The organism is Helicovermis profundi (assembly GCF_033097505.1).
Taxonomy (GTDB): domain Bacteria; phylum Bacillota; class Clostridia; order Peptostreptococcales; family Acidaminobacteraceae; genus Helicovermis; species Helicovermis profundi.
Map to the genome: position 1 here is coordinate 1,172,571 of NZ_AP028654.1, position 20,778 is coordinate 1,193,348.

The 20,778-nt window shown below is 28.2% G+C and carries 17 protein-coding genes; 14 read left to right on the forward strand and 3 right to left on the reverse strand.

What is annotated here, in order from left to right:
• Positions 1-3 precede the first annotated feature (3 nt).
• The gene (locus AACH12_RS05090) at positions 4-357 is read left to right on the forward strand and encodes a hypothetical protein (protein ID WP_338536978.1); all 354 of its coding nucleotides are present in this window, start codon (positions 4-6) and stop codon (positions 355-357) included.
• A gap of 2 nt (positions 358-359) precedes the next feature.
• A complete protein-coding gene (gene idi, locus AACH12_RS05095; RefSeq protein WP_338536979.1) occupies positions 360-884 on the forward strand; it encodes an isopentenyl-diphosphate Delta-isomerase in 525 nt (174 codons plus the stop codon).
• 47 nt (positions 885-931) lie between these two features.
• On the opposite strand, the gene deoD is transcribed toward idi, so the two are convergent.
• Positions 932-1,627, reverse strand: a complete 696-nt coding sequence (gene deoD / locus AACH12_RS05100) for a purine-nucleoside phosphorylase (RefSeq protein WP_338536980.1) — start codon at positions 1,625-1,627, stop codon at positions 932-934.
• A 133-nt stretch (positions 1,628-1,760) separates the two neighbouring features.
• On the opposite strand from deoD, the gene AACH12_RS05105 reads away from it, so the two are divergent.
• A complete protein-coding gene (locus AACH12_RS05105) occupies positions 1,761-2,165 on the forward strand; it encodes a single-stranded DNA-binding protein (RefSeq protein WP_338536981.1) in 405 nt (134 codons plus the stop codon).
• A gap of 222 nt (positions 2,166-2,387) precedes the next feature.
• A complete protein-coding gene (locus tag AACH12_RS05110; RefSeq protein ID WP_338536982.1) occupies positions 2,388-3,179 on the forward strand; it encodes a histidinol-phosphatase HisJ family protein in 792 nt (263 codons plus the stop codon).
• Between the two features lie 59 nt (positions 3,180-3,238).
• Here AACH12_RS05110 and AACH12_RS05115 read toward each other — a convergent pair whose 3' ends face one another.
• On the reverse strand, positions 3,239-3,922 hold the full coding sequence (locus AACH12_RS05115) for a coenzyme F420-0:L-glutamate ligase (RefSeq protein ID WP_338536983.1): 684 nt from the start codon (positions 3,920-3,922) through the stop codon (positions 3,239-3,241).
• Positions 3,923-4,135: 213 nt separating this feature from the next.
• Here AACH12_RS05115 and proC point away from each other — a divergent pair, with 213 nt between their 5' ends.
• Both proC and AACH12_RS05125 read left to right on the forward strand, forming a co-directional pair.
• Positions 4,136-4,948, forward strand: a complete 813-nt coding sequence (proC, locus tag AACH12_RS05120) for a pyrroline-5-carboxylate reductase (protein WP_338536984.1) — start codon at positions 4,136-4,138, stop codon at positions 4,946-4,948.
• 123 nt (positions 4,949-5,071) lie between these two features.
• The gene (locus AACH12_RS05125; protein ID WP_338536985.1) at positions 5,072-6,823 is read left to right on the forward strand and encodes a hypothetical protein; all 1,752 of its coding nucleotides are present in this window, start codon (positions 5,072-5,074) and stop codon (positions 6,821-6,823) included.
• A gap of 219 nt (positions 6,824-7,042) precedes the next feature.
• Here AACH12_RS05125 and AACH12_RS05130 read toward each other — a convergent pair whose 3' ends face one another.
• Positions 7,043-8,404, reverse strand: a complete 1,362-nt coding sequence (locus AACH12_RS05130; RefSeq protein ID WP_338536986.1) for a Na+/H+ antiporter NhaC family protein — start codon at positions 8,402-8,404, stop codon at positions 7,043-7,045.
• Positions 8,405-8,603: 199 nt separating this feature from the next.
• Between AACH12_RS05130 and AACH12_RS05135 the strand changes: the two genes are divergently transcribed.
• The 8 genes from AACH12_RS05135 to AACH12_RS05170 all read left to right on the forward strand — a co-directional run bounded on the left by AACH12_RS05135 (position 8,604) and on the right by AACH12_RS05170 (position 20,714).
• Positions 8,604-10,181, forward strand: a complete 1,578-nt coding sequence (locus AACH12_RS05135) for a methyl-accepting chemotaxis protein (protein ID WP_338536987.1) — start codon at positions 8,604-8,606, stop codon at positions 10,179-10,181.
• Between the two features lie 145 nt (positions 10,182-10,326).
• Entirely contained in the window at positions 10,327-12,081 is a 1,755-nt protein-coding gene (locus AACH12_RS05140; protein WP_338536988.1) for an ATP-binding protein, read from the forward strand.
• Positions 12,082-12,108: 27 nt separating this feature from the next.
• The gene (locus AACH12_RS05145; RefSeq protein WP_338536989.1) at positions 12,109-14,601 is read left to right on the forward strand and encodes an ABC transporter substrate-binding protein; all 2,493 of its coding nucleotides are present in this window, start codon (positions 12,109-12,111) and stop codon (positions 14,599-14,601) included.
• A 25-nt stretch (positions 14,602-14,626) separates the two neighbouring features.
• The gene (locus AACH12_RS05150; protein WP_338536990.1) at positions 14,627-15,397 is read left to right on the forward strand and encodes a Na-translocating system protein MpsC family protein; all 771 of its coding nucleotides are present in this window, start codon (positions 14,627-14,629) and stop codon (positions 15,395-15,397) included.
• A 301-nt stretch (positions 15,398-15,698) separates the two neighbouring features.
• The gene (locus tag AACH12_RS05155) at positions 15,699-17,030 is read left to right on the forward strand and encodes a uracil-xanthine permease family protein (RefSeq protein WP_338536991.1); all 1,332 of its coding nucleotides are present in this window, start codon (positions 15,699-15,701) and stop codon (positions 17,028-17,030) included.
• A 106-nt stretch (positions 17,031-17,136) separates the two neighbouring features.
• Positions 17,137-17,961 (forward strand): FAD binding domain-containing protein, encoded by an 825-nt coding sequence (locus AACH12_RS05160; protein WP_338536992.1) that lies wholly within the window; start codon positions 17,137-17,139, stop codon positions 17,959-17,961.
• Entirely contained in the window at positions 17,951-18,418 is a 468-nt protein-coding gene (locus tag AACH12_RS05165) for a (2Fe-2S)-binding protein (RefSeq protein WP_338536993.1), read from the forward strand. The genes AACH12_RS05160 and AACH12_RS05165 overlap by 11 nt, the downstream gene beginning before the upstream one ends.
• Positions 18,402-20,714 carry a xanthine dehydrogenase family protein molybdopterin-binding subunit gene (locus AACH12_RS05170; protein WP_338536994.1) on the forward strand — a complete coding sequence of 771 codons (2,313 nt, stop codon included), beginning with the start codon at positions 18,402-18,404 and terminating at the stop codon, positions 20,712-20,714. The genes AACH12_RS05165 and AACH12_RS05170 overlap by 17 nt, the downstream gene beginning before the upstream one ends.
• Positions 20,715-20,778: the final 64 nt, after the last annotated feature.

Consider the following 20,778-nt stretch of genomic DNA (forward strand, 5'->3'; position numbering starts at 1 on the left):
TATATGAACCCAATATCAATTGTAGGATTAATATTAATTGTAGGAGGCTTTACTATCGCATACCTTGGATGGTTAATTGTTAAGAAAAACAAAAGTAAGTATTCAACAATATGTCAGAGTGTAAAGATGGATGAGGTTGAAGATACTATAAAATACAAATCATTAACTTCTCAATATCATATAATGATTGGTGCATTTTTTATAATGATGGGGTTGTTATTACAATTTATTTCCAATAATATTGCAATGGTTATAAGTTTACTTGTTTTTTTTGTTTTAATGGTATATTTAAAAGCTTCGGTAGAAGAAAAAATAGCAAATCTTGCTAGCGATAATACTAATAAATTGAAAGGATAATTATGGATAAAGTTGTTTTAGTTGATGAAAAAGATAATATTATTGGAACCATGGAGAAGATGGAGGCACATGAAAAAGCCTTACTTCATAGAGCTTTTTCGGTATTTATATATAATGATAAAAGAGAAATATTGCTGCAAAAAAGGGCATTAAGCAAATATCATTCTGGTGGATTATGGACTAATGCATGTTGTTCTCACCCAAGACTCGGTGAAGAAATTATTGAAGCAGGTAAAAGACGATTACTTGAAGAAATGGGATTTACATGCGAATTAAAAGAAGTGTTTGTATTTACTTATGAAGCTAAGCTTGACAATGAATTAACTGAACATGAAGTTGACCATGTTCTAATTGGAAAGTATAATTCAGATATACTGTTAAATGAAGAAGAAGCAATGGAATATAAATGGGTGACTTATACTAAGTTGCTAGATAGTATGGAAACTAATTCAGATATATATACTGAATGGTTTAAAATTATTATGGAGAATTTTATCAAGAACGACTTATATAAAACTTTAGTATAGAAAAAAATCTTTAGCCACTAAGAGCTAAAGATTTTTTTTTAAAATTACTATAATTGAAGCGCGATTTCCATCATATCTGTAAAAGTTTTTTCTCTTTCTTCTGAAGAAGTTGATTCTCCCGTTAGTATAGAGTCGCTTACAGTTAATATTGCAAGTCCTTTGGCATTATGTCTTGCACATAATGTATATAGTGCGGATGCTTCCATTTCTAAAGCAAGAACACCATAGTCTGTCCATGGTTTCCAGAATTCTTCTCTAGTATTATAAAAAGCATCTGTTGAAAGAATATTTCCAACATGGACATTTATACCAAGTTCTTTAGCAGTAGAATATGCACTGCTTAAAAGTTCAAAATCTGCAATTGGTGCAAAATTACAATTGTTAAAAATAAGATTGTTAATACTAGAATTAGTTGAAGCTCCACTTGCTAAAATAATATCTCTTACCTTAACTTTTTTGTTAATAGATCCACATGACCCCACTCTTATAAGTTTTTTGCAATTATAAGAATTAAGTAGTTCAAAGACATAAATTGAAATTGATGGAATTCCCATTCCAGTTCCTTGTACTGATATCTTTTTTCCTTTGTATGTTCCAGTATACCCAAGCATTCCTCTAACCGTGTTATAGCATATAACATCTTCTAAATACGTTTCCGCAATGTATTTAGCCCTTAGAGGATCTCCTGGTAAAAGAACTGTTTCAGCAATTTGATTTTCTTTTGCATTAATATGTATGCTCATTTTTTTCTCCTTGAAATAATTTATAGTTAATATTCTGCTAGTTTTATTTTAACATAAAATAGAAAAAAAAATAATAATTTTAATTTGAAATTATATATCAAAAATGTTAATATATAGTAAAAGGAGTGATGCTATGAATAATGTATCGTTAATTGGAAGGCTAACAGCAAAACCCGAACTAAAATATTTACCGAGTGGGAGTGCAATTACGAAATTTAATATTGCAGTATCAAGGAGTCTAAGTAGAAAACAAAAGGAAGAATGTAAAGAAAGTGGGAAACCTACTGCTGATTTTCCTAGGATAGTGGTTTGGGGAAAACTTGCAGAAAGTTGCTCTAACTATCTAGATAAGGGCAAACTTGTAGGCATCACAGGATCTGTAGTTACAGCAAGCTATGAGAATAAAAATGGTGATTATGTATATATAACAGAATTTAGAGCTAGTAGTGTTAAATTTCTTGAGTACGGAGATACAATTAAGGGAAATGAAATTGAAGAAGTTAATAGCGAGGCGCTGATAGAAGATGTCCCTTTCTAGGTATAAATGAATTTCTTGGATTCAGAGGGAGTTTTTACTCCCACCGAATCTTAGAAAACATAATCCAGTGCCTTTTTAGAGTTCTTTATCCCCCACTTTTTTTAGAAGTGGGGGTATTAGAACTCTAAGGCATCGGATAAAATAAAAAATAATTATATTTTGATATAGTTATTTTTTATTTTGTACATATGTTATAATTAATAAAAACTTTGGAGGCATTTTATGGACTATCATATACATACAAGTTACTCAGCAGATTGCAAGGAAGATATGGAAGAGATAATAATTTATGCTATAAAAAATAATATTGAAGAAATTTGTTTCACGGATCATATTGATTATGACTACACTGATAAAACAATTGAATTTAATTTTGACATTAATAATTATATAGAACATATAATAGAAATTAGAGAAAAGTATAAGAATGAAATAGCTATTAAAATTGGTATAGAACTTGGAATTCAGCCTCATATTTTGGACTTATGTCGTAAAGTGGCTAGGGTAAAAGATATTGATTTTATTATAGCTTCAATGCATGTTTGTAGTAGAGAAGATTTATATTTAGGTGAGTATTTTATTAATAGAAGTCCAAGAGAGGCATTAAAAAATTATATTTTAGAAATGACCGAAATGCTCAAAGAATTTAGAGATTATTCAGTAATTGGTCATATTGATTTATTAAAAAGGTATAGCACAGAAATTGCAAAACTCAGTCCTAAAGAATTTGAATGTGAATATACTGAGTTATTTAAAGTAATTATTGAAAATGGAAAAGGCATTGAATTAAACACATCTGGGCTTAGACAAGATGTTAATGAACAATTTCCAAGTGAATATTTGCTGAAATTATATAAAAGTCTTGGTGGTACAATAATTACTTTAGGTTCAGACTCACATACAAAAGATACATTAGAAGCTAATTTTGTAGAAGTTAAAAAAATATTAAAAAAATGTGGATTTAATGAGTTGTATAAGTTTTCTAAACTTAGACCAAAAAAGTATAGTATTTAATTTATGCCAATACCTTAAAGGTATTGGCATAAATTGGTTTTCAAAGTATGTACATTCAGTTAAATCAATTTTCTAATTATTCCAAGAGGTGTTTGCTCATGATTTTGTCCTAATGGATTGTCTTTAAGAATTTTTGCTATTAAGTTTTTATCTAGTTCACTATGGGAAATACCAAGAATAACTCCATCAAGGTCATTAATATCAACGATAGCAACAAATGTGTTAGTAAGTTTACTAATTTCTTTAGCAACCTTATCAGGGTTTAATGGTCCGAGTACTACATGTTTATTGTAGGGAGGTATGGTGTTAGGAGTTGGTCCGTCAATAGATTGAGCTTTATAACCTGCAATTTCATAAAAGACTCCTTTTTTTCCAAATGGTTTTGTTATTGCACTCATAAGAGCTGCATAAAGAATTTTTAATGTCCCAATTTCTCTTATAGCCATTTCCATTGTTTCAGGCATTCCAAGCCCAATCCCAGCTGGAGTTTTTGTTACATGATTAGATAAAAAAACAGCCAATTTTCTTGGAACTATATCTTTAACTAAATAAGCTCTACCCTGAGTAATTGCAACAATTTTTTCGCTGATAAAAAGAATGTCGTTTTCTTTTAGTTTTTCAATAGCATATTTTCTAATTATATTTTCTAAAATATCATCTTTCATTACAACATGTGTTTTTATTGGAATTCTTCTATAATGAGTATCATTTACAGTAATCTCTGGATTTTTGACTTTTGCCATTTTGTTCTCCTTTTTAAGTTAAGTATTATTTTTTGATACTTAAAACTTTTTTTTAATTTTATTCACCTAGATATTTAGATTAAAGCTTAATTTTTTAACATAATTATCTGTTTTTAGATTCACCTGTGAAAAGTACTTTAACTTTTCAATTATTATTATATAATAAAACATAATGAATGTTTACTACTTTTTTTAATAAATATTGGAGGGATTATGGCTAAAAATATTGGAATAATTGGTTGTGGAAATATGGGTGGTGCAATTATAGGCGGACTCGCTTCTTCAAAAGAATTTAATTCGGCTAATATAATAATTTTTGACAGAAATGAAGATAAGATTAAAAATTATGTTGATAAATATAAAGTAAAGAAAATGAGTTCCATGAATGATGTGGCAGAAAATTCTGATTATATAATTATTGCAGTAAAACCAAATGCCTATAATGTGGTTTTAAATGATATAAAGAATAAAATAAATAATACAAAAACAATTATAACAATTGCAGCTGGCATATCTATAGAAGACGTTGAAAATGTAATTGGTAAAGATAAAAAAATTATTAGAACAATGCCAAATACACCTGTTTTAGTAGGCATGGGCATGAGTGCGATTTGTCCAAACTTCAATGTAAGTGACTTTGAAAAAGAGTTTGTCTTAAGTATCTTTAGGAGCTTTGGTGAATGTGAAATAATAGAAGAAAAATTATTTGATAGTGTAATTGGAATAAGTGGATCATCTCCTGCATATGTATATATGTTTATTGAAGCTTTGGCAGATGGAGCAGTTTTAAAGGGTATGCCTAGAAAAATGGCTTATAAATTTGCATCTCAAGCAGTAAAAGGAGCTGCAAATATGGTTATTCAGACAGGTATTCACCCAGGAGAGTTAAAAGATATGGTTTGTTCGCCAGGTGGCACTACTATAGAAGCAGTCTGCGAACTTGAAAATAGAGGGTTTAGAAATTCTATAATTTCAGCGGTAGATAAATGTGTTGAAAAGTCAATTAAAATGACAAAGTTAAAATAGAAAAAAATGAAATTCTTAAAAAATAAACCATATTGGTTTATTTTTTTTCGTAAATATTCCATTTGGTAATATAGAATACACATCAAATTGTTAAGATGGTGTTATTAATTACTGGAGGTGCATATGAATAGATTGTTTAGAAGAAAAATAAGATTAGAAATAATAGGGGTGATTTTATCAATAATTATTTTAATAGGAATTATTAATGCGGATAAAGTAAGAATATTTCTATATGAAAAAGATAGGTATGCTACGTTAGATAACTTTTTTCCAATAGAAAGGAGTGTAAATATATCTGATGATGGACGATTACTAGGTATATATGATGGTTTTTCACTACTTGTTAGGAAAAACGTTGAAGATGAAATTCTTGCTGTTCCTGAAGAAGATAGAGGAAATGTTTCATACATAAATTTTACATCAAATAATAAATACTTATATTATTTAAAAGATGAATTTAATGGAAGATATAAATTAAAATCTATTAGCATTGAAGATAAAATCATTAATACCATTAGCAAAGGCGAGTATAGTAATGAAAAAAATAATATTCAAAATATTGATGGAACAAGTAAAATAATATATGGTCAATACGAAGGTGAAGATGATAATTTTCCCGATTACTATTTATGTGATCTAGAAACAAATAAAACAAAAAATATATTTAGTAATACTAAATTTTCAGATGTGTACTTTGACAATGAACTAAAACCAGTTTTTGCTGTTCGAAATGGGTCTGTGAAGATTGAATATTATATTCATAATAAAAATTGGATGAAGATTGGAGAAATTGAAAAGAAAGATCTGGGTAAATTTATCTTTAAAAACAATTATGCTTATGTAAGCTATATTACAAAAAAAGATGATTCCTACAATTTGAATATAATTAATTTAGAGACAAAAAAAATAAAATCAATCATAGTAAATAATTATAAAAATATTGAGAATTTTGTTATAAAAAATGGAGATTTGCTAGGTGCTAAGTATTTTGAGGATTCTAAAATTAAAATGACCAATTCTACTAAATCCTTATATGATTTTAATACTGCTAAAAACATTAATTTATTAAAGGTGAGTAGTCAAGCGAATGTGATATTAGCTAAAAGTAACACGCTTGATAATCAAGGCAAAATATTTGAAATTAATAATAGTAAATATTTTACTATAATAGACGAAGATTCAACGTTAAATTTGAACAAAATCTATACTTCGAAAATAATTGAAAATAGGAATGGAATTGATTATAAAGAAACTGATGTAAATAAAAAATATGAAAACGAAAATATAGTAATAACAATTGATGGTAATTTAAATAAAAACTCTAATATAAATCAGTATGACCCATTAATTCAAGCAATATCAGATAGAGGTAATAAGACCTTTAATATAAATATAAGCGAAATGGTTTTAAAGAATATATCAGAACAAGAAATTGATAAAGAAATAGTTGACGTGATAAACAAAATTCGAAAAACTAATATTAAGAAAAATTTATATATTATTGGTAGAGGATATGGCGGAGATATTGCATTAAATATTTTAAATAAAACTAATGCAAAAGGTTTTATTATGATTGAGCCTGAAATTGATTTTCATAGTATTAGAACTAATACCTCATACGGAAAAATAGTAAAATCAAATCTTGAGAGAAATTTTCATGATAGTTTATTTAATCTAGAAATTCAAAAGATAAATATTCCTGTTGGAATATACTTTAATCAAGATTATAAAGATTCTCAAATAATAGATGAATTCGCAACAATGCTTGATGAAAGTAGTAAAGATGTTGGTGTATTTGGAACTGATAAATGGCATGAAATTAAACTTGGATCAATTTACTTTTTCATTGATTATTTCTATAAATATATGGAGTAGAATCATTGATAGTAAATAAATGAATTTCTTGGATTCAGAGGGAGTTTTTACTCCCGCTGAATCTTAGAAAACATAATCCAGGGCCTTTTTAGAGTTCTTTATCCCCCACTTTTTTAAGAAGTGGGGGTATTAGAACTCTAAGGCATCGGATAAAAAAATACTTAAGCAATAGAGAAAATTTTATTGCTTAAGTATTTATATTTTTTGATAAATAAAAAATTATTCCTTAAAATTAGATAAATATTTTTTATTTAAAAATACAGGATAAATAAAAGTAAGTAGTGGAAGAAGATATGCTAAAAAGGCATATGGAGCATAGAGCGTAGCGCTTACACCAGTTATAGAATAAACAATAATAGCGTTTAAATTCCATGGAATTATAGGAACTAGTATTATTCCAGTATCTGCTATTGTAAGCATTAAACGATTCCTTTTAATTTTATATTTATTAAATACTTTTTTAAAATGTGTCCCTGTTATTAATGTAGTCATTATTTGATTACAAGTAACAATTGTGATTAATGAGCTTAACAAGGCTGTTTTTTGAATAAGATTACTATAAGATTTGATATTGCTAGAAAAAGTTATTAATGTTTTTTCAAGTAAATTAGTATGAGTTAATATTGCGTTAATAGAAGTACTTGTTATGATTACTAAAAGAACTATAACCATGCTTAAAAGTCCACTTCCGCTTAGAATATTTGAAATTTCAGAATTTACAGGATGAAATCCAAAAATCATAATCGTAAGAATTTTAGATAAAGACATTTTAGTTATAAGTAGGCTAATGAATATGCTGCTTAAAAGTGAAGTGCCTATACTAAAAACAATAGATTTTTTAAGAATTATTGCTGAAAATATAATTAGTAATGGTGGTATTAATAATAAAAATCCTGTTGTAAAATTTTGATTTAATAGATTTACAATATGATTTAATTCTATTGTAGATGATTCGGTGGCCAAATACTTTGAACCAATTATGGAGTAAATAAGCGAGGTTACTATAAAAACAGGAAGTAGAGTCTTAAGCATTTCCTTAAAATTATCTATAATATTTGTTTCACATATTTTGCTAGATAAATTTGCCATACTTGAAAGCGGTGAAGTTCTGTCTCCTATATATGAACCGGAAACGATTGCACCTACAATTAGCGGTTTTGGAATATCTAGTCCATATGAAAGCCCAAGAAATACTAAACCCATAGTGCCCACAGTGCCTATTCCTGTTCCAAGTATTAATGAAACAAATGCTGTAGAGATAAATGTCGCAAGTAGAATATTGGAGTTTCCAAGATATTTTAGACCGTATATAATTAGAGTTGGTAGAGTTCCACTTGCCATCCACATTGGAATCATCATTCCAATAAAGCTAAGCATAACAAGCACAAATATTACCGAGCGATTACTTTTAATACTTATTTTAATTAATTCATTTACATTATAATTAAGTTTTAAGCTTATTATAAGTAAAATAATTAAAGATAAAAGAATACCAAATATGATAGGTCTTTTTAATAAAACAACGGTTAAGATTGAAAGTATTGTACCTATTATAAATATTAAATCGTATCTTTTAGACATACAATCACCTCTGATTAAAATTATATAAGTTTATTTTAAATTTTTACAAGTTATTAAATCACTAACAAAATATATTTTAACATATTGTAAGTAAAATAAACATGCTTATAAGATACTTATTTTTATTTTGTATGAAAATAATAAAGTAAAATTAATGAATTCATTATATAATTATGTTAATAAAATCATGGGGGTATATATGAATAATTCAAAGTTTCATGTTTTAATTAAGTTATTGTCTTTAGGACTTTTAGTAGGTGCCACAGGAATTATTAGTACTTATTTTTTAGGGACTGTAGCTTCAGCTTTAATTATGGTTCTATCAGCAATTATAATTTCTTTTATATTATTAAAAAATTTTACAAACGACACAAGTAATGTAGATATATTGGTAGATATGATTAATAATAACGATTTAATGGTTAATGATAAAGATTTTGATCAAAACTCTAATGATATTACTTATGTAAAGCTAAAAAAAGTAATTAAAGATATGAAAATTAATTTTAAAGATCAAGTTAACTTATCTATTGAAATGGGTTCAATTAGCGAAAAATTAGTGAATGTTGTTTCACTAATTAAAGAATCAATGGATCAAATATCTACTAATACAGAATTAACTAGTGGTAATAGTGAAAAACAATTTGAAATGCTACAAAATACAAAATTAGAAATAGAATATATTGTAGAAACACTAGGTGAACTTAAGAATAATATGGGTGAAACAGTTGATTTTACAACAACAACTATTGAAAGTACAAAAGATAGTATAAATTCAACTTCAAATATTTTGAAAATTATGGAACAAATAAAAATACTTATTTCTGAAATTGAGAAAAGAACAAATGAGTTACAAGAACATTCTGATGAAGTTATCAATTTAAATAAAATGATAAATGATATTTCTGAACAAACGAATTTACTTGCGCTTAATGCATCTATAGAGGCTGCAAGAGCAGGAGAACATGGCAGAGGCTTTGCAATTGTTGCGACTGAGGTATCTAAGCTTTCACAGGAAACAAATGAGGTTTCAAGTGAAATTAAAGAAGTAATTACAAATTTACAAAAAGGATTAGAGAGTATTTCTCTTGCAGTTTCAAAAGATATTACTTTAGTTGAAGATGGTTATACAACTGTAAAAGATACTATAAGAGATTTTGAAGGAATAAAAAATTCTTTAGAAGAAAGTTCATCAAAACTTTTAACTATGAATAAAGATATTAATAAAGTAAATGAAGAAGGTATAAAAGTTGGTGGAAATATTGTTGAAGTTACAAAGTTTTCAGAAGAAATAACTTCCCAAATGCAAGAAGCTTCTTCACAAATTATATATCAAAACAGTGAATCTGCAAGTTTGCTTGAGCTTTCTGATAGTATGAATACTAATGCAGATAATTTACTTCAATTTGTTGCTAATAAAGTTATGCTTGGTAAAATGCTTAATGATGCTAAAAGAATTGAAAGTTCACTTAGAGGTAAAGATCTTGAAAAAGTTAATCTTCAAGATGTATGCAATAAATTTGAAGTTGATGTAGTGTATATTACTGATAAAAATGGAGTTGTTAAATATTGTAATGATACCCAAGCAATTGGATTGGATTTGTATGCTATTGACCCATCATATAAACCGCTAAGAAAACGAGAAGTGGCTTACATTGCAACGCCAATTAAGCATAGAATAGAAGATGATAAATTATTTAAGTTTTTATCTATATTAAATAGTGATGAATTAGTATATCAAGTTGGATTAGGACTAGAAACATTATTAAAAATTTAATATTATTAATGAATAGTGATACAAAAATAGGATTTAAGTATATTAAGTTCTATTTTTTTTTGTAAACTTATTAAAAGTTTTTATTTTTATTATATAATAAGGTTATTATAAACTTATAACTTTATTAAACTTTCTGGGAGTTATTATGCAAAAAAAATTAAATATATTGTTATTAATAATTATTGTTATTGCGGTTACAAGTGTTGGCTTTGTTGCTAATAATATAATGAAAGCAAATTATATAAAAAGCATGGAAGATAAATTAATTTCTTCTGGTCTAGTAGTACAAGATTATTTAATGGAGAATAAAGATATTACTTTTAAAGAATTAAATTCATATTTAGTTAGGATTAAAGGAAAAATTAATATAAGAATCACAGTAATTAATTATGACGGAACCGTTATTGCAGATTCTGATATGTCTAGTGATTTAGATAAACTTGATAACCATAAAAATAGACCAGAAGTTAAGGATGCTTTTAATGGTAAAATTGGAGTAAGTAAAAGGCATTCGAATACATTAAATACAGATATGTATTATGTTGCTATGCCCTTATCTATTAATGAATACAATTATAGAGTTATTCGTCTTTCGGTTCCACTTGAAAATATAAGAGAATATAATGTTTCTCTAATTAAAGAACTAGTAATTGTGATGTTTTTTAGTGTGATTATTTCAATTCTATTAGGTTCAAGATTTCTATATACAATAATTAATCCTATATATGAGTTAAGCACGGCAACAAAACGCATTGCAAATGCAAATTTTAGTGAGAAAATCAAGAGTAATTTTAGCGATGAACTTGGAGAATTAGCAGAAAATTTTAATAAAATGGGAGAAGAACTTTCAAAAAAAATTAATGAATTCGATAAAAATGCAAATGAAATGGATGCAATTCTTTCAAGTACAATTAATGGTGTAGTAGCAGTTGACAACAATAAGAAGGTAATGTTTATTAATCCTTCAGCTATTAAATATATAGATCTGCCTGACATGCTTATTAAAGGTAAAAATATTTTTGATCTGCTAGAAAACACTAAAATGCTAGAAAGCTTTAAAAAATTACTTTTATCGGATAATAATGAGGAAATTGAACTAGATTTAACAAAAGAGTATACAAAAATAATAACAATGTATTCAAATCCAATATACTATAGACAAGAAAAAATTGGAAAATTGGTCGTTCTACAAGATGTTACAAATATAAGAAAACTTGAGAATATGAGAAAGGATTTTGTAGCAAATGTTTCACACGAACTTAAAACACCATTAACTTCTATAAAAGGGTTTGCTGAAACCCTCTTAAATGGAGCATCAGATAATAAAGAAGTAAGAAATAAATTTTTAAAAATTATTGATGTTGAAGCCCAAAGATTATCAGTATTAATAGAAGATATTTTAGTTCTTTCAGAAATCGAGAATAACAGCTCTTACAAAGAGTCGGAAATATTTATAAAAAATACAACACTTACAGTAATTGAAATGCTAAAAAATCAAGCGGATAAGAAAGGAATATCAATTAACTACTTTGTGGAAGAAAAATTGCCGATTTTAGTAGGAAATGAAAGTTGGTTTAAACAAATGCTTATAAATCTAATAGATAATGCAGTAAAGTATACACAAGATAAAGGTGAAATATTTGTTAAAATTTATAGAGATATGGATTCTAAAGTTGTTATAAGTATTAAAGATAATGGTATAGGGATAGATAATGTAAGCATCGAAAGGCTATTTGAAAGATTTTATAGAGTTGATAAAGCAAGATCTAGAGACGTTGGTGGAACGGGACTTGGACTTGCAATAGTTAAGCATGTTGTAATTTCATTTGATGGAGAAATTGATATTAAAAGTGAACCTCTGAAAGGATCAGAGTTTATAATAAAGATACCTATTAATTAGTATTTGTATAATATTGGAGTGAATTGATTGTTATTAAAAAGAATCTTAACTAAAAAAATTGTGAATAGTTATTATTTTAAAAATTATACAAGGTTAATCGCATTAATATTACTTTTAATTTTAATGGCATCTTCTTTAAATATATCTTATTGTGACGACAATAAAGTAATTAAAAAGAAAGTGATTCTTCAATTAAGGTGGGAAAATCAATTTCAATTTGCTGGTTATTATACAGCTCTTTGGAATGGTTATTACTCTGACGAGGGAATTGACGTAAATATAAAATCAGGCTTTGATGATGATGGAAATGTGCTCTTAGCACCTGATGAAGTCAATAAAGGTAATGCAGATTTTGGAGTGGGAGCAGTTGATATACTTTTTGCAATTGATAAAGGCGAAGAACTAAGTATTGTTTCAACAATTTTTCAAAAGAGTGCAGTAGCCTATTATATGCTTGATAACACAAAGTTTAATTCAGTCTATGATTTTAAAAAACTTCATGTTGCAAGAAGAAAAAACGATTTATTAGATATTGAGCTTAAAGCAATGTTATTAAGTGAGGGTTTTTCATTTGATACAAACGAGTTGTTGCCAGAAAAAACAATACTAACATTTGAAGATTTACTTGAAAAAAAGTATGATGTAATACCAGAATATTTAGGGAAAGTTATATACCAAGCTAGAAAAAAGGGATATAAAGTAAAAGAAATTAAACCAATTGATTATGGAATTGATTTTTATGGTGATAGTCTATTCACATCTAAACAACTAGCGGAAAATGATCCGGATTTAGTTGAAAAATTTCGAAAAGCAACAATTAAAGGTTGGGAATATGCACTTAAAAATCCAGAAGAAATTTCTAGAAAAATAGTTGAACATTTTTATTCAAAAGACAAAGATAAAAGGCAGCAGTATGAGTATAATATTTTTCAGGCAAAGGAAATACAAAAACTTTCGCTATATCCAATTGTCCAGACTGGGAACATTAATGTGCATCGTTGGAATCAAATGAGCCTTATTTTAAATAAATTAAAATTAATTAGCAGTCCGATTGAAGTTAATAATTATATTTTTGACTATAGAACGATGCAGGAAAAGAAAAATATAAAAATAGCGAAATACTATAAAGATACTACAATTTTACTTCTAATAATATTTATTATTTTATATATATTATTTGTAACAAGAAAAAATAAAAATTTAAAAAATGAGATTATTTACAGAAAATCTGTAGAAGAAAAAATTAATCTTAATAATGAAAGGTACCAGTTACTTTTCAATAGTGCGTTTTTAGGAATAACATTGACTGATGTAGCAGGTAATATATTAAGTGTTAACAAAAAATGGATTGAAATGACTGGATATTCAGAATATGAACTTATTAAAAGTAATATATTTGATATTATTGCAAAAGATAATTCTAAAGACAATAATGTAAAATTTGAAAGCCTTAAAAATGCATTAGTAAAAAGCATAGAAGTTGAAAGATGCTATATTAGAAAAGATGGGAAGAAATTTTGGGGAAAGCTATTTATGAGTTCGATGGTAGACCCAGAGAGTAAAGACCAAGTTTTTTTAGGAATGATACTGGATATTACTTATAAAAAACTTGAAAAAAAGGCTGTTAAAAGAGCAGAGAATAGATTTCGTAAGATAATAAATGATGTTGCACTTGAAATTAAAGATGAAAATTTAAATAATTTTTTTGATAATGAGTATGAAATTTATGATAAAAAAGAGAAACTCTCCTTTAAATTAGAAAATATTAATATTGAACTGGAGCGATTATTTAAAAAAGAATTGGATGAGAACAAGAAGAAAGAAATTATATTACTATATCAGGCAAGACTCGCAGCAATGGGGGAAATGGTCGCCAATATTGCACATCAATGGAGACAACCTCTCAACAATTTAGGGATAATTTTATCTAATTTGGAGGATTCATTTAAGTACAATGAGCTTGATAAAGAAGAAATGGATTCTTATATCAAAAGTTCAAAAACCCTTATACAAAAGATGTCTGAAACTATAGATGTTTTTAGAAATTTCTTAAAGCCTAAAACCATTGATAAAGAGTTTTATGTATGCAGCACAATAAGTTCCGTTCTATTAATGTTAAAAAATAGTTTAGAATTTTACAACATAAGTTTGGTATTAAATTGTAGCGAGTTTATTTCGTTGACTTGTGATAAAAATTATTTTGAACAAGCTTTATTTAATTTGCTTAATAACTCTATTGACTCACTTTCAGATACAAATATTGATTTAAAACGAATAGAAATTAAGGTAAAAGAAGATGGTGAAAATATTATACTAACCATTGAAGATAATGGCGTTGGAATTGAAAAGAACTGCGTAAATAAAATATTTGAACCTTATTTTTCAACTAAAAAAACTGATAAGGGGACAGGACTTGGACTTTATATTGTTAAAAATATTATTGAAGGACAAATGAAAGGTGAAGTAAATTTACTAGGATATGAGAACGGTGCTAAATTTTCTATAACAATTCCTAAGTAGTTTATGGGGGTAAAAGGAGCGAATTATGAGTGAATTCAAATCACTAAAATATATAAGTGCACTATATGTTGAAGACGAAGAAATGACAAGAGAAGGCCTATCAAAATTCTTAAAAAGACGATTAAAAAAATTATATATTGCAAAGAATGGCGAAGAGGGATTAGATTTGTTTTTAAAATTCAAACCTGATGTTATTATTACTGACGTTAAAATGAGTCCAATGACTGGAATTGCTATGGCAGAAAAGATTCGTTCAAGAGGGTTTAATAATCCAATAATAATTATATCGGCTCTGTCTGATTCTAATGATATTTTAAACGCTGTAGAAGTTGGAATAGTAAAATATATTATTAAGCCAGTTGATACAGATAAACTTCTATCAACTTTACATGATATTTCAAATGAAGTATTAAAACAAAAAAAACTCTTTGTTTCAAATGGTAATATTTATGACAATGATTCAATTAAAGATATTGAAAAAGAATTGAAAGTGTTAATATCTAATTTTATTAAGAAAAAAACTGGTAAAGGTCCGCTTAATATACTACTTGAGCTAGAAGGAGAATTTATAAAAATAGTATTAAAAGGCACACTAACTCAACTAGAAAAAAGTTTACTAGAAAAAAATAAAAATTTTGAAATCGTAAATTTTATGAGAGAAACTTTATATAAAGAATATGAGAAAGAAATATCGAATATTATTTATGAAAAAATTTCTAAAAAAGTTGAATTTAGTCAATTGAGAATTGATTCTAAAAATAACATTGAAAATTTAGAACTTATTTTCATAAAATAATTTGTATAAAGTTACACTTGAATTTAACTACTAATTTATGTTATACTATTAACGTTGGATGTGCTTATTTTGACAAAGTGCAAAAAAAGATTCCAAATTTGTTTAAAAACTGAATATATTAATGTGTGGCAATTTTTTAAGATAATGTAATATTAAGCTTATTGAAGGTCAACGTAAACCGTAAGGTTTGTGTTGACCTTTTTTTGTTATTATTTTTTGGATAATTATTAATTTCAGAAATTTTAGAAAATTCTACATACTATTATTTTTTCTAGTTTAATAAAATAAGGGGGAAAGATTTATGAATGAAGAAAAAAACAGTGTCTATAAGTTAGAGGGGAAACCAAAGTTTTCAGTAGCTTTTCCATTAGGCATGCAACATGTACTTGCAATGTTCGTAGGAAATATTGCGCCAATTATAATAATATGCAATGTGCTTGGACTTCCACCAGAACAAAAAGCTTTTATGATACAGGCAGGTATGCTTGTTTCAGGGCTCGTAACATTAATTCAGCTATATCCAGTTTCAAGAGTTGGTGCAGGATTACCTTTAGTTATGGGAACAAGTTTTGCATTCGTTTCAACTGCAATAGGGGTAGGTAAGGCATATGGACTGCCTGGAATTTTAGGTGCTTCGTTAATTGGTAGTATTGCAGAAATTGGTATGGGATTCTTTTTAAAGCCACTTAGAAAATTTTTCCCGCCGATTGTAACAGGTACAGTTTTAGTTGCTATTGGTCTTAAGCTTATTCCAGTAGGCATTAATTATTTTGCTGGTGGAGTTGGTGCAAAAGATTTTGGATCACCTAAAAATTTACTTTTAGGATTTCTTGTACTTCTAATAATAATAGTACTTCAGCAGTATGCAAAAGGCATTATGAAATTAGCTTCACTATTAGTTGCAATTATAATTGGCTATATAGTTGCTATTCCAATGGGATTAGTTGATTTTAGTAATGTTGCTGCGGCAGGTTGGATTAGTTTTCCGACTCCACTTAAATATGGTATTGAATTTCATTTTGATGCAATTCTAAAATTTGCTGCAGTTTATTTAGTAGTGGGTTTAGAAACGCTTGGGAATATCTCAGGAATTACAATGAGTGGACTTGGAAGAGAAGCTACAGATGATGAAATGTCAGGTGCGGTAGTAGCTGATGGTGTTGGTAGTGCTTTTGCAGCTCTATTTAGTGTTCTTCCAAATACAGGATATGGTCAAAATGCAGGAATTATTGCTTTAACAGGAGTGGTTAATAAATATAGTGTAGCAACTGGAGCTGGATTCTTAATTCTTGCAGGTTTTGTTCCAAAACTGGGTGCAATATGTGCAGCCATTCCGAATCCAGTATTAGGTGGTGCAGTTCTTATGGTATTTGGAATGATAACGATTAGTGGAATTAGAATGATAATGAAAACAGGACTTGATCAAAGAAATGCTTCAATATTAGCTATTGCACTAAGTTTAGGTCTAGGATTTTCACAAGTTCCAAGTTCTCTTGAATTTATGCCGAGCGTGCTTCATCAATTCTTTGGAGATGCAGTTGTTGCATCAGGAATTTTAGCACTTATTTTTAATATAATTTTCCCTAAAGAAAAAAATACTATAAAAAAAGAGGAAAAATCTGAAATGGCATAATTAGGTTAATAACAGAAAAATAATTTCTTAGCTTTAGCGTGCATTTTTTTCACGCTGGAGCTTAGAAATTTGTGTATCAGATACAATTTTAAGAAAAGAGGTAAATATGATAACTATAAAAGATTATAAAAAACCTAAAAGTATAGATGAAGCCTATGAACTATTAATAAATAATAAAAAATCAGTACTAATTGGAGGCGGAGCTTTTTTAAAACTCGGATCAAAATCGATTCGACTAGCAATAGATTTATCAGATTCAGGGCTTCAATTTGTAAATGAATATGAGGATAGAATTGAAATTGGTGCTATGACGGTATTTCATGAACTTGAAACAAATGAAATACTAAAAAATTATTGTAATGGTATTCTTGGAAAAACAGTTAGCGATATAGTTGGAATACAAATGAGAAATTCCGTAACTGTTGGAGCAACTGTCTATTCAAGGTATGGTTTTTCTGATTTACTAACTACATTGCTTGCTCTTGGGGCAGATGTAAAATTATATAAAGAAGGTGTTGTGCCTTTAAATAAATTTTTATTATCTGGGACTAAGAATATAGATATATTGGAATCTATAATACTTAAAAAAATTGAAAAAAAAGTATCATTTAAGTCTATAAGAAAAACGAAAAGTGATTATGCTATCTTAAATCTTGCGATTTCAGTAAATAATAGTAAAAAGAATTTAGGAAAAAAATCATTTAAAGTAGCTGTAGGAGCGCGTCCAAATAGGGCTATAGAGGCTGTAAAAACTCAAGCATACTTGGATGAAAATGAATTTTCAAATGAAAGTCTAGAAGTAGCTAGTGAGATACTTTCTTCTGAGTTAGAATTTGGAACTAATATTCGTTCAAGTAGTGAATACAGAAAATCGATGTCAAAAGTTTTGTTTAAAAGAGCACTTTTGGAGGTACTATCTTATGAAAATTAATATTACATTAAACGGAGAGAAAAAAGTTTTTAATGCGAACTATGATGACTATCTTATAGATGTTTTAAGAAAAAATGGATATCTAGGAGTAAAAAAAGGATGTGATACAGGATCTTGTGGTGCTTGCAGCGTACATATGGATGGTAAAGTTGTACTTTCATGTGCTACACTTGCGTGTAGAGCTGATGGACATGAAATTACAACCATAGAAGGCGTACAAAATGAAGCAACAAAAATTGCTAAATATTTTGCTAATGAAGGAGTAGAGCAATGCGGATTTTGTAGTCCAGGCACAGTTATGAGTATACTATATTTAGAAAAATGTATTGAGAATCCAACTGATGAAGAAATACTTCATTATCTAAATGGAAACCTTTGTAGATGTTCTGGTTATCAAGGACAGCTAAGAGCTATTAGAATGTATTTGGAGGCGAAACAAGATGAAAAAAGTTGGTAAAAATATACAAAAATCAGATGCTATAAGTCTTGTGAAAGGTAAACCTGTATATACTGATGATCTTGCTCCTAGAGAATCACTAATTGTAAAAGTGCTTAGGAGTCCTCATGCATATGCAAGAATTAAAAATATTGATTTAAATATTGCGCTTAAAGTACCGGGAGTTGAATGTATATTAACTTATAAAGACATTAAAAGAATTCCCTTTACTAGAGCAGGTCAATGCTACCCTGAATTATCTGCATATGATAAATTTATTTTGGATGAGTATGTTCGGCACGTAGGTGACGACGTGGCAATTATTGCTGCAACTACAGGAAAAATAGCTGAAAAAGCAATGAAATTAATTAAGATTGATTATGAAATTTTAGATCCAATTTTAGATTTTGAATCTGCAATTGATAATAAAATAATTGTACATAAAGAAGATGATATTTTTACTAAAATACCTATTGGATTTGAACCAAAACGAAATATTGCGGCTAAAATTGATTTACAATATGGAGATATGGAAAAAGTACTAAATTCTTGCGATATTGTATTTAATGGAACATATAAGACACAGGCTCAGGCTCAGGCAATGATGGAAGCCCAAACTACTTATACTTATTTAGATCATCAAGAAAGATTAACGGTTGTAACGTCAACTCAGGTACCTTTTCATACAAGAAGGCACTTAGCAAGATCTTTGGGAATTAAAACTTCTAAAATTAGAGTTATAAAACCGCGTGTTGGTGGTGGATTTGGTTCCAAGCAAACTTCTCATTCGGAGTTTTATCCTTCACTTGTTACACTACTTACTTCAAAACCTGCAAAAATTAATTATTCAAGAAAAGATGTATTTAATGGAACTACTTCAAGACATAAAATGCAGTTTAAAGTAACGCTTGGAGCTATGAAAAATGGTGAAATTAAAGCAATTATATTAGATGGATTGTCAGATACAGGTGCATATGGAGAACATGCTATTACAACTTTTGGATCCGCTGGTAAAAAAGTGCTAACTTTATATAATAAAATAGAAGCATGTCATTTTAAAGGAAAAGCAGTTTATACAAATAATGTACCTGGAGGAGCACTGAGAGGATTTGGAGTTACTCAAGGAACTTTTGCTATAGAAAGCGCAATAAATGAACTTGCTGAAAAAGTTAATATGAATGGTGTTGATATAAGAAATCTAAATATGATTAAACAAGGTGAAACTTCTCCTCTTTATAATATGATTACAAAGGGTGCAGGCAAAGAACCAATGTATATGGATAGTTGCATGTTAGAAGAGTGTGTTAAAACAGGAGTGAGTTCAATTGATTGGATTAGGCGAATAAATAAAGTAGAAACAAATGGATCAAAGAAAAGAGGTGTTGGAGTTGCTATAGCTCAGCAAGGTTCAGGACTTCCAAATATAGATATGGCGTCTGCGACGCTTAAACTAAATGATGATGGTTTTTTCACATTAATGAGCGGAGCTACTGATATAGGTACAGGGAGTGATTTGATTCTTAAACAAATTGCTGCAGAAGTATTAGATGTAAAAATAGATAATATTAACGTATACGCTGCAGATACTGACATAACACCATTTGATAGCGGTGCATATGCTTCAAGTACGACATATACATCAGGTAATGCTGTTATAGAAGCAGCAAATAAAATGAAAGAAATGATTATAAGTTATGGTGGAAAATTCTATAATACATCGAATGAAAATATTGTATTTGAAAATGAAATAATTAAAAATATTAAAACTGGTGATAGTATTTCTTTAGCTGAATTTTCAAATAAAATTACCTATAATTTAATTCATACTCAGCTTATAGCAAGTGGATCTTTTGTTCCTAAAAAAGCTGCTCCTCCATATATGGCTGGTTTTGCAGATGTTGAAGTTGACACTGAAACTGGAGAAGTGTGGGTAGCTGACTTTTACGGAGTGATTGACTGTGGAACAGTTATTAACCCTAATTTAGCAAAAATACAAGCTGAAGGTGGAATTGTTCAAGGTATTGGAATGGCACTAATAGAAGATGTCGTTTATGAGAAAAGAGGCAGACTTGCAACAGATTCTTTTATGCAGTACAAAATACCTTGCAGAAAAGATATTGGAAATATACATGTTGAATTTGTAGATGGTAATGATGAAACTGGTCCCTTTGGAGCAAAATCTATTGGAGAAGTAGTAATAAATACAGCTGCTCCAGCTATTATAGATGCAATTTATAATGCTTGTGGTGTTCGTATTAGAGAACTCCCTGCAAGTGCGGAAAAAATACTAAAAGCACTAAATAATGCTAATAACTGATTATCAGTTGTTATACTTAAAACCCCAAAGAAAAGACTAACTTTTAATTGTAAAAGGCTAGTCT

What these genes read in the sequence shown, in the direction of transcription:
- AACH12_RS05090 (WP_338536978.1), top strand. Translation starts at nt 4, where the DNA reads ATGAACCCAATATCAATTGTAGGATTAATATTAATTGTAGGAGGCTTT.
- idi (WP_338536979.1), top strand. Translation starts at nt 360, where the DNA reads ATGGATAAAGTTGTTTTAGTTGATGAAAAAGATAATATTATTGGAACC.
- deoD (WP_338536980.1), bottom strand. Translation starts at nt 1,627, where the DNA reads ATGAGCATACATATTAATGCAAAAGAAAATCAAATTGCTGAAACAGTT.
- AACH12_RS05105 (WP_338536981.1), top strand. Translation starts at nt 1,761, where the DNA reads ATGAATAATGTATCGTTAATTGGAAGGCTAACAGCAAAACCCGAACTA.
- AACH12_RS05110 (WP_338536982.1), top strand. Translation starts at nt 2,388, where the DNA reads ATGGACTATCATATACATACAAGTTACTCAGCAGATTGCAAGGAAGAT.
- AACH12_RS05115 (WP_338536983.1), bottom strand. Translation starts at nt 3,922, where the DNA reads ATGGCAAAAGTCAAAAATCCAGAGATTACTGTAAATGATACTCATTAT.
- proC (WP_338536984.1), top strand. Translation starts at nt 4,136, where the DNA reads ATGGCTAAAAATATTGGAATAATTGGTTGTGGAAATATGGGTGGTGCA.
- AACH12_RS05125 (WP_338536985.1), top strand. Translation starts at nt 5,072, where the DNA reads ATGAATAGATTGTTTAGAAGAAAAATAAGATTAGAAATAATAGGGGTG.
- AACH12_RS05130 (WP_338536986.1), bottom strand. Translation starts at nt 8,404, where the DNA reads ATGTCTAAAAGATACGATTTAATATTTATAATAGGTACAATACTTTCA.
- AACH12_RS05135 (WP_338536987.1), top strand. Translation starts at nt 8,604, where the DNA reads ATGAATAATTCAAAGTTTCATGTTTTAATTAAGTTATTGTCTTTAGGA.
- AACH12_RS05140 (WP_338536988.1), top strand. Translation starts at nt 10,327, where the DNA reads ATGCAAAAAAAATTAAATATATTGTTATTAATAATTATTGTTATTGCG.
- AACH12_RS05150 (WP_338536990.1), top strand. Translation starts at nt 14,627, where the DNA reads ATGAGTGAATTCAAATCACTAAAATATATAAGTGCACTATATGTTGAA.
- AACH12_RS05155 (WP_338536991.1), top strand. Translation starts at nt 15,699, where the DNA reads ATGAATGAAGAAAAAAACAGTGTCTATAAGTTAGAGGGGAAACCAAAG.
- AACH12_RS05160 (WP_338536992.1), top strand. Translation starts at nt 17,137, where the DNA reads ATGATAACTATAAAAGATTATAAAAAACCTAAAAGTATAGATGAAGCC.
- AACH12_RS05165 (WP_338536993.1), top strand. Translation starts at nt 17,951, where the DNA reads ATGAAAATTAATATTACATTAAACGGAGAGAAAAAAGTTTTTAATGCG.
- AACH12_RS05170 (WP_338536994.1), top strand. Translation starts at nt 18,402, where the DNA reads ATGAAAAAAGTTGGTAAAAATATACAAAAATCAGATGCTATAAGTCTT.